The organism is Peribacillus sp. NPDC060253 (genome assembly GCF_042727425.1).
Lineage (GTDB): Bacteria > Bacillota > Bacilli > Bacillales > DSM-1321 > Peribacillus.
Window position 1 is genome coordinate 24812 of sequence record NZ_JBHXAS010000054.1, and the last position, 8826, is coordinate 33637.

At 41.4% G+C, this 8826-nt stretch carries 11 protein-coding genes; 8 read left to right on the plus strand and 3 right to left on the minus strand.

Going from position 1 to position 8826, the window contains the following annotated elements; all coding sequences use genetic code 11:
* Positions 1–8: 8 nt before the first annotated feature.
* From ACFWE9_RS15070 to ACFWE9_RS15095, 6 genes are read left to right on the plus strand one after another with little or no spacing between them, the layout of a single operon-like run.
* A complete protein-coding gene (locus tag ACFWE9_RS15070; protein ID WP_230157596.1) occupies positions 9–410 on the plus strand; it encodes an acyl-CoA thioesterase in 402 nt (133 codons plus the stop codon).
* A gap of 30 nt (positions 411–440) precedes the next feature.
* Entirely contained in the window at positions 441–1502 is a 1062-nt protein-coding gene (locus tag ACFWE9_RS15075; RefSeq protein WP_377357469.1) for a phosphotransferase family protein, read from the plus strand.
* A 4-nt stretch (positions 1503–1506) separates the two neighbouring features.
* Positions 1507–2265, plus strand: coding sequence for a 2-phosphosulfolactate phosphatase (locus ACFWE9_RS15080; protein WP_230157594.1), 759 nt, complete (start codon positions 1507–1509; stop codon positions 2263–2265).
* 29 nt (positions 2266–2294) lie between these two features.
* Entirely contained in the window at positions 2295–3074 is a 780-nt protein-coding gene (locus ACFWE9_RS15085; RefSeq protein ID WP_377357472.1) for an SDR family NAD(P)-dependent oxidoreductase, read from the plus strand.
* Between the two features lie 18 nt (positions 3075–3092).
* Positions 3093–3872: an enoyl-CoA hydratase/isomerase family protein gene (locus tag ACFWE9_RS15090; protein WP_377357474.1), complete on the plus strand. Its 780-nt coding sequence runs from the start codon at positions 3093–3095 to the stop codon at positions 3870–3872.
* Positions 3873–3888: 16 nt separating this feature from the next.
* A complete protein-coding gene (locus tag ACFWE9_RS15095; protein WP_230157591.1) occupies positions 3889–4866 on the plus strand; it encodes a quinone oxidoreductase family protein in 978 nt (325 codons plus the stop codon).
* A gap of 85 nt (positions 4867–4951) precedes the next feature.
* Here the strand turns inward: ACFWE9_RS15095 and ACFWE9_RS15100 are convergent, their stop codons facing one another.
* The gene (locus ACFWE9_RS15100; RefSeq protein ID WP_230157589.1) at positions 4952–5287 is read right to left on the minus strand and encodes a DUF3905 domain-containing protein; all 336 of its coding nucleotides are present in this window, start codon (positions 5285–5287) and stop codon (positions 4952–4954) included.
* Between the two features lie 123 nt (positions 5288–5410).
* Between ACFWE9_RS15100 and ACFWE9_RS15105 the strand changes: the two genes are divergently transcribed.
* Both ACFWE9_RS15105 and ACFWE9_RS15110 read left to right on the plus strand, forming a co-directional pair.
* Positions 5411–5569: a hypothetical protein gene (locus tag ACFWE9_RS15105; protein WP_377357479.1), complete on the plus strand. Its 159-nt coding sequence runs from the start codon at positions 5411–5413 to the stop codon at positions 5567–5569.
* A complete protein-coding gene (locus ACFWE9_RS15110) occupies positions 5569–5715 on the plus strand; it encodes a hypothetical protein (protein ID WP_230157587.1) in 147 nt (48 codons plus the stop codon). Before ACFWE9_RS15105 ends, ACFWE9_RS15110 begins: the two co-directional genes overlap by 1 nt.
* 41 nt (positions 5716–5756) lie before the next feature.
* On the opposite strand, the gene ACFWE9_RS15115 is transcribed toward ACFWE9_RS15110, so the two are convergent.
* Complete coding sequence (locus ACFWE9_RS15115) at positions 5757–7517, minus strand: B12-binding domain-containing radical SAM protein (protein WP_377357481.1); 1761 nt, start codon at positions 7515–7517, stop codon at positions 5757–5759.
* Between the two features lie 204 nt (positions 7518–7721).
* Positions 7722–8747 carry an acyltransferase family protein gene (locus ACFWE9_RS15120; RefSeq protein ID WP_230157585.1) on the minus strand — a complete coding sequence of 342 codons (1026 nt, stop codon included), beginning with the start codon at positions 8745–8747 and terminating at the stop codon, positions 7722–7724.
* Positions 8748–8826: the final 79 nt, after the last annotated feature.

The window sequence follows — 8826 nt, forward strand, 5'->3', positions numbered from 1 at the left end:
GGGATTTTATGCATGAATTAGAAGTCAACGTCCGTTTTTCCGAAACGGATGCTTTGGGACACATCAATAACACAAACTATTTCATATACCTGGAAGAAGCACGTATAAGATTTTTTGAAGCTTTGGGTCTGACGACAAATGCCGAATCATGGAATTTTTTGTTAGCTTCCACAAAATGCGATTTTATTGCACAGGGATATTTCAATCAACTCTTGACCATTAGAACTTCTTTGACAAAGGTAGGTACGAAAAGCTGTGATATGGCCCATGAAATCCTTTGTTCACAAACTGGCGCGTCCATTGCCAAGGGGAGTGCGGTTTTAGTCTTTTTTAATTTTTCGAATCAAAAAAGCGAACCTATTCCGGAAATGATTAAAGAAAAGCTCATCTTACATCTTGTTCATAATTAAAATGGTAAAAGTCTAAAGGGGTGGAATAATATGGTTGGTGATACAATTCCAGTTCGGCCTGGCGAGGAGCTTAATCTTGATGCATTAGAAGATTTTCTCAGAAAAAATGTGTTGGACCTTCCCAAGGAAAAGTTAGAACTGCAACAATTTTCAACGGGCTATTCCAATTTGACCTATCAGCTGAAAATGGGGGAGTGGGAGGCTGTACTGAGAAGACCTCCGCTTGGTCCTGTTGCTCCAAAGGCACATGATATGAAACGTGAACATCATATCCTTTCACGAATCAACCCGTATTTTCAAGCTGCTCCAGAGCCTATCCTTTTTTCGGATGATGAATCTATTGCTGGTGCCCCTTTTTTCCTGATGGAAAGGAAACATGGAATTGTAATAGATACTGAATTTCCCGAGGGAATCGAGCCTACTTTTGAACGATGCCGCCAGCTTTCTAATGTATTGGTCAATCGGCTGGCAGATCTACACTCCATTCCCCATGAGAAAACGGGATTAGCGGAAATCTCCAAACCTGAGGGGTTCATCGAAAGACAAGTATACGGCTGGATTTCCCGATATGAGAGAGCAAAGACTGATGAAATCAAAGAAGTGGCGCCGCTTATCAATTATTTGAAGCAGAATATCCCAAAATATAGCCAGACCTCCATTATCCATTATGACTATAAGATCAATAATGCAATGTTTAATCAAGATCTTAGCGAAATGGTTGGACTATTCGATTGGGAAATGTCCACAGTTGGCGATCCGCTGGCAGATCTAGGAGTGGCTTTAAGCTATTGGACGGAAAGTGGTGATCCAGAATTAATCAAATTCGGTTTGGACCAAGCGTCCATCACTACTTTAAATGGTTTTCTGACACGAAAGGAATTTATCGAGTCGTATGCAGCGAGAAGTGGAAGGGATGTTTCGAATGTCGATTTTTATTTAACCTTTGGTTACTTTAAGTTAGCTGTCATCCTTCAGCAAATCTATTATCGATATAAAAAAGGCCAGACAAGTGATCCCCGCTTTTCCAAACTTGGAAAAACCGTAAAAAGCTTGCTCACCCATGCAGCAAATGTAGCAGTGGAGGAAGTTTAATAAAATGGGGCATGTACAACACATTCATTTGTTATTAAAAAAAGAAGAGATAGATAGGGAAAAGCTACAAGAAGGGGAGAAAGTGGCAGTCATCCTGGATGTCCTGTTAGCGACTACGACGATTATTTCAGCACTTCATAATGGAGCACGCCAGGTGATACCTGTCATGGATCCAGGAGATGCCCTATTGAAAAGCCAGGAATTGAAACAAGGAGATTTTCTAGTGGCAGGGGAACTGAAAGCAAAGCCTGTTGATGATTTAATCTATCCCAGTCCGACGTTATTGAGTAAGTTGGTACGTGATAAAACGCTAATATTGTCAACGACTAACGGAACGGTTGCGTTGAGAAATTCTGCAGCCGCTAAGAAAGTATATATCGCTTCTTTGCTGAATAATCCATCTGTTGCAGAAAGAATAAAAAAACATCATCAAATAGAAACGATCATCATCGTATGTTCAGGAAACTCAGGTGAATTCAGTCTGGAAGACTTTTATGGGGCAGGTCATCTGATAGATTGCATGATTGCTGGATCACAAGAAAGGTTCATACTCAATGATGCAGCAAGGGCTGCAACCACACTTTATCGCACGAACATCGATAATGCTTTCGATATTCTGCAATCATCTTATGTCGGACAGCTATTCGATAAACACAGTTTGGTCGCAGATTTGAAATTGGCTGCACAAAAGGGTTCGATTGACCTTGTTCCAGAGTTGGTGGATGGACGAATCGAAGCTGAATTGAAAAAGCAGGAAACGTAGTATCAAAATCATGATAAGGGGTGAGGGGCATGAGGTTTTCACAAGCAATAGCGGTGGTGACTGGTGCTGGATCTGGGATTGGGAAAGCTACAGCGCTGCGCTTATCGGACGAAGGGGCAAAGGTATTATTGGTAGGGCGGACGAAAGGAAAGCTGAAGGAAGCAGCGGCTGAAATCAATGCCCGGCATACTATTCCCATGGCCGATATTTTCCCTGCAGATGTGACGGACGAGGATGATGTAAAAGATCTTGCCATGTATGTAAAGGAACAATATCGTGACCTTCACATTTTAATCAATAACGCAGGTGGATCAAAGTCCTCGAAGCTTTTGGATACAACTGCAGATGATTGGGAAATGATTCAGCATGTCAATCTGAAAAGTGTCTTCCTTGTTTCCAAGTACTTGGGGAAAGTGATGGTAGAGGGAGCGAGCGATGGAAATGAAGAGCCCGTCAACCGGGCAATCGTGAATGTCGCTTCACTGTCAGGACATCAAGCAGGAGCATTCATCCCCCACTACAGCTCGGCTAAAGCCGGCGTAATCAGTTTAACGAAATCATTGGCACTGGAACTGGCATCAGCTGGTATTCGGGTCAATTCCGTTTCACCAGGTTTTATTGAAACGCCATTAACAGAAGATGGATTGCAAAATGAAAAATTTGTAAAGTCGATTCAACGAAACACGGTACTGGAAAGAGTGGGGAAAGCTGAGGAAATTAGTAATGTCATTACATTTGCTGCTTCCCCGGAAGCGTCATATATGACAGGGACCGATATTTTGGTGGATGGTGGCTGGTTAATCAAGTAGAAAAAAGGGGATGGGTAAATGTTAAAAGAACACTTATTAACAGAAGTAATCGATAACGTATTGATCCTGACTTTAAATCGTCCTGAGAGCTTGAATGCCTTTAGCCCGGATATGATTGCAAACCTAACGAAAGAGATAAGAGATGTTAAACAAAAGCCCCATATAAGGGCCGTAGTCATCAAAGGGGCGGGACGATCATTCACGGCAGGAGGAGACGTGAAGTCGATGGGGAAGGCCTCTGCAAGTCAATTGTATGATCATGTCGGCAGAATGAATGAATGCATTTTGGCCCTTGATGCTTCTGAGGTTCCCGTAATCGCTGCCGTCCATGGATTTGCGGCAGGGGCCGGTTTCAATTTGGCACTCGCTTGTGACTTGATCGTCGCTTCAGATGATAGTCAATTTGCCATGAGTTTTTCACAAGTAGGCCTGATTTCAGATGGAGGGGGTTCGTATTTTTTACCAAAGTTAGTTGGCCCACATCTTGCAAAGCAACTCTTCTTTTCAGCGGAACCGATTTCTGCTGAGCGCTTATATACGTTAGGTATCATTAATTATATATATCCACTCCATCAACTTGAAGAGGAAGTGCAAAAACTTGCGAATAAGCTTGCCAACGGCCCGACAAAAGCATTTGGAATGATGAAGAAACTCGTCAGCCATTCATTTACGGCTACACTGGATGAAATGCTCGAACAGGAGCGAATTACGCAAACCTTGATGGCCTCCACAGAAGATCATCTAGAGGGAGTAGCTGCATTCAAAGAGAAACGAAGACCGGAATTTACCGGAAATTAATAAGGGAGGGACAAGGATGAGAGCCATTCAATTTGAAAAATACGGCGGACCGGAAGTACTGAAAATGACGGAAAAGGAAAAACCCGTACCAACTGGCCATGAAGTGCTGATAGAAATAGATTGTGCCGGCGTCAATTATGCAGATACGGCCAGAAGGGAGGGGCAATATGTAGTACCTACGCCGCTTCCGTTCATTCCAGGTGCAGAAGTGGCAGGCGTAGTGGTGGAAGTTGGTGGGAAAGTGACCAAAATCAAACCAGGTACAAGGGTCGTGAGTTTAATCGAATCTGGTGGATATTCTGAATATGCCCTATCTGATGAATTCTCTGTCATTCCGCTTCCTGATGCCATACCGTTTCATGAAGCTGTTGCCCTCCCCCTTCAAGGTCTTAGTGCCTATCATATTCTAAAGACGATGGGACGTCTGCAGCAAGGGGAATCCGTTTTGGTACATGCTGCAGCAGGCGGAGTGGGAACGATTGCTGTTCAGCTTGCCAAAATCTTCGGTGCTGGAAAAGTGATAGCAACCGCCAGCACCGAGGAAAAGTTGGAATTAGCTAAAAAGATGGGGGCAGATGAACTAATCGATTACACTAAAGAAGGCTGGGAACTGAAAGTGCGTGAGGCCACAGGTGGGAAGGGCGTTGATGTGGCCCTTGAAATGGCTGGAGGAGACATTTTCAATAAAACATTGAAATGTTTGGCGCCGTTTGGCCGCCTTATCGTTTTTGGTAATGCCAGCCGGGAGGCATATAAGATGAACCCACAGCAATTAATGAGGCGGAATCAATCCGTCGTAGGTTTTTTCCTGCCGCAGATCATGAAAACCCCAGAATTGCTGTTGCCTAGCATCGAGGATCTTTTTTCTTACGTGATGTCTGGCAAGCTTAAACTGACTATCGGCGGTATTTATCCGTTTGAAAAGGCAGCAGAGGTTCATGAAGAAATGAACACCCGTCAAACGAAAGGGAAATTGATTTTGCAGGTTAAATAAAGTAAAGGGGTGTACACCGAATGGGTGATACACCCCTTTGGTTTTTATGGAGATTTCAGGGGTCCCCTTGACCATCGGTTGCCACTCAATCTGTATCAAAGCTAACATCTTTATCAGGATGCATAAAAGGAGGTTGAGGAGCTTTTTTAGCTTCTAAAAGTTCGCGGTTTTCTGTTGAATTCCAGCCAATATCATTAGTGGGGTGAATCCATTCGTCGCCAGCCATGATTTCCGGGTCTGTTTCTTCGCTCCAATTTTCAAGTGGTGAGTTTTCGGATGCATATTTACTATCACCGATGACAACCCCATAATCATTAATAAATGGAGCTTTTGGTTTTATACCTGTTCCTTTAAAGCTTGGTGCATTAATTTGGTGGGGTTGTGTATCAGCCATGATTGGCGAATCCAATTTCTTTTTCATATTGTCTCTCCCTTTTCGTTTTATGATTATTTTTCTCGTCTGTCCCTATATTATCCCTGAATAATTTTCGGCCGTTTTACCCCATTCTAAAACGTAAAATTTATTAAAAAGGGTGGATGTCAAATGAAACGGAAAGCAAATGTGGATGGTGCTATCAAAGCAAGTAAGACACCAAAAAGAAACCAAGCCGAAAATGAGTTTTCCAATGAGTTCGCTTTAGAGGAAAACCCAATGAAAGGTGCCAACCGCAATTCAAAGCAAGGCAGAAAAGGAAGAGGTTAATGGATAAAGCCAAACGGAATTCCCAGGAAGAACAGCTGGGAGAACATGTTCGGACTGAATTTGGTATCGAATTCAGCGGCGATATGAATGCAACTAAAATTTATGAAATATTGGCAAAAGAAAATAAAAAGCGTGATAGTAAATAAATGAATAAGGACGGACCCAATTTTGGGATCCGTCCTTATTCTTAAATAATGATGCTCCCAGATTTCGAGAAAGCGAAAATGGATGAGCCTTTACCACTTGGATCAAAATAGGCTAACATGATCGATGGGTTTTCAACGATTGTTCCCTTCGTTAAATAAGTTTCCAAATCAAAGGGAAGGGCCTCAAGCAATGTGTGTTTGTGTATCTCTTTTTCATTAAGGGCCAAAGCAGTGAAAGTAGGTCCAAGCTGTTCAGGTTTATTTAGGATAGCTTCATAAATCTCTTTCCGTCCCTGTTTATCCAGTGAAGCTTCCCACCATGGTTTACGTGGCTTGTATTTTTGATTCTTGAAATAATCCAACTTCATGAGTCCGATAATGTTTTTCAGCTCGGCTGATTCCCTGGAAGCTAGAAACTGCTGTAGGCGTCGGAACAGGTCTTCAAGTTGATGTCCGATTCGTGACCAGCCTTGTTCATCCCAATAGGTACCGAAATCTTGAAAAAAGTCGAATGGCGATTGAAATACCGTTCTAACCAGATACTCTGTTATATGATCCATTCTATGGTCGTTCCAGTATTTTTCGAGGACATCTTCTACTTGCTTAATGCGGACAATATCATCGAAGGCTAATACGTTATTTCCAAGAATTTCATAAGGAGCATGATCACTGTAAATATATTGGTGCTCATCGGCACGTATCCTTAAGCCAGTTCCACGGAGCATTTTTAAGAAACCAAGCTGCATTTCTTCAGGCCTTAGTTCGAATACATCATTGAAGGTCTTTCTGAAGGTTTGATAATCTTCTTCAGGTAAACCGGCAATCAGGTCTAAATGCTGATCGATTTTCTGCCCTTCTTTAACCATTGTAACGGTCCGGGTCAGTTTTTCGAAATTTTGTCTCCTCATCACAAGGTCATTCGTATGGTCATTCGTTGATTGTACACCGATTTCAAAGCGGAATAATCCTGCAGGAGCATTATCGTTCAAGAACTGGATAACTTCCGGACGCATGATATCAGCCGTTATTTCGAACTGGAAAACCACGCCAGGAAGATGTTCATCAATTAAAAATTGAAACATATCCATGGCATAGCTTCGGCTAATATTGAAGGTTCGGTCAACGAACTTAATGGTCTTTGCACCATTTGCCATAAGGTACCTGATATCTTCTTTAATCTTTTCACGGTCAAAATACCTGACTCCCACTTCAATGGATGAAAGGCAAAATTGGCAACTGAACGGACACCCGCGGCTAGTTTCGATATAAGTGACACGTTTAGATAGATCGCCACGGTCTTCTTCCAAACGATAGGGTGTAGGAAGCGACTTCAAATCAACCTTACCGTTCTGTGGCTGGATGATTTTTTTTCCGTCTTGTCGATAGGCGATGCCGCCGACCTTCTTATAATCGTTTGCACCTTCAATTTCAGATAAAAGGGCCTTGAAGGTAACTTCACCTTCGCCAATGACAATAAAATCGGCCCCGGGAATCTGATCAAGCCATTCACCAACATCATATGTGACTTCAGGTCCTCCGAGAATGATAACCAATTCTGGATTGATCTTCTTCAGCATGGCTACGACTTTCATTGTTTCTTCGATGTTCCAAATATAGCAGCTGAACCCGATGACATCAGGTTTTTTGGAGTGAAGGTCACCAACGATGTTCATAATCGGATCTTTTATTGTATATTCAGCCAGCTGAACATCATAATCCGGCTGGGCATAAGCCTTTAAATATCGTATGGAAAGTGAAGTGTGAATGTATTTTGCGTTAAGAGTACTGATTATTATATTCATGTTAAAGGGCGTAAAAAAACGCCTGTCTCCTTTCGTGTACATGTCTTTTTAAGCAAACAAGCACTAACGAGTAATTTTACCATAGCGCGCTCCATTTGAAAAATTAGTTATTGGTAATGAAGGGGAATCTTTTCAGCTTGCGAAGTATAATGAAAAGACTTCGAAAAAAACGGATAAAGCAGAAAATGCTTTATCCGTTTTATTTCAAAATGCCTGTTTTAAATACTCTTTTGTTTTAATCATGAATCGTTTTGTTTTGGTCGTCTTCAATTCGATGATTGGCTGGGCCATCGTAGCGATCATTTCGCTTGATAATAACACAGTGATCAAGAAAGAGAGGCCGGCGAGCATGATGAAGCTCTCTGTATTACTGAAGTAGTCATGTATAGTGCTTTCACGGAAGAAACGAATGAAGAAGCCGTGTAGCAAATACACATATAAAGTTTGTTTACCCCAATTCGTAAAGAAATATTGTCCGCGTGGGATGAAAGATAGAAAGCTAAACACTGAAAGTATGCTCAATCCGTAAAATCCCAAACGTTTAAACATGGACACGATCGTCGCATCTTCAAGATCGGCATACGGTTTTGAACCGAGAAGCCATTTATAATTGATATCGGTATTTAAATAAAAACCGATAAAAATTACTAACATGATACCTAGTGAAGCCAAACGAACTTTGGGTGTGAATAATTTTTTTAAATGGTCTTTGCTTAAATGGTACCCGATTAAAAACATCGGGAAAAAAACGAAAGTCCTTGAGAGACTAAGATAATTGGAGATATTGTCAATATACCCAATCAATAAAGCGATTAATAAAGATAAAACTATGCCTACTGAAGGCTTAAGCTTTGAAAAACCAAGCAGCATGATGTTCCAACAGAATAAACTGATCAAGAACCAAAGCGACCATTGGGGATCGAGCAAGTCTACAGTGATGGCAGACCGTTCATATAAGAAATAATAGTAAACGGTATATATCAATTGGAAAATAACGTAAGGCAGGATTAATTTTTTTGTAATTTTAGCTAAATATCCTTTTTGATAAAAGCCTTTTGCAAAGAACCCTGATACAAGGATAAAGGCTGGCATGTGAAAGGAATAAATGGTTTTATATAAAGCGTAAATCGTTTCACTGTCATGTATATACGTATTCAGCAAATGACCAAAGACGACAAAGGCCATGAGAATGAACTTGGCGTTATCGAAGAAAAAATCACGTTGTTTCATATTTGCCTCCATATAATAAATTTTTAAGGTAGCTAGAAAGCATTGTTATTTCTATACCCTAAATACGCAATGCGTAATC

Bases quoted from the DNA above. Each gene is read 5' to 3' on its own strand.
- ACFWE9_RS15070 (WP_230157596.1), top strand. From the start codon at position 9: ATGCATGAATTAGAAGTCAACGTCCGTTTTTCCGAAACGGATGCTTTG.
- ACFWE9_RS15075 (WP_377357469.1), top strand. From the start codon at position 441: ATGGTTGGTGATACAATTCCAGTTCGGCCTGGCGAGGAGCTTAATCTT.
- ACFWE9_RS15080 (WP_230157594.1), top strand. From the start codon at position 1,507: ATGGGGCATGTACAACACATTCATTTGTTATTAAAAAAAGAAGAGATA.
- ACFWE9_RS15085 (WP_377357472.1), top strand. From the start codon at position 2,295: ATGAGGTTTTCACAAGCAATAGCGGTGGTGACTGGTGCTGGATCTGGG.
- ACFWE9_RS15090 (WP_377357474.1), top strand. From the start codon at position 3,093: ATGTTAAAAGAACACTTATTAACAGAAGTAATCGATAACGTATTGATC.
- ACFWE9_RS15095 (WP_230157591.1), top strand. From the start codon at position 3,889: ATGAGAGCCATTCAATTTGAAAAATACGGCGGACCGGAAGTACTGAAA.
- ACFWE9_RS15100 (WP_230157589.1), bottom strand. From the start codon at position 5,287: ATGAAAAAGAAATTGGATTCGCCAATCATGGCTGATACACAACCCCAC.
- ACFWE9_RS15105 (WP_377357479.1), top strand. From the start codon at position 5,411: ATGAAACGGAAAGCAAATGTGGATGGTGCTATCAAAGCAAGTAAGACA.
- ACFWE9_RS15110 (WP_230157587.1), top strand. From the start codon at position 5,569: ATGGATAAAGCCAAACGGAATTCCCAGGAAGAACAGCTGGGAGAACAT.
- ACFWE9_RS15115 (WP_377357481.1), bottom strand. From the start codon at position 7,517: ATGAATATAATAATCAGTACTCTTAACGCAAAATACATTCACACTTCA.
- ACFWE9_RS15120 (WP_230157585.1), bottom strand. From the start codon at position 8,747: ATGAAACAACGTGATTTTTTCTTCGATAACGCCAAGTTCATTCTCATG.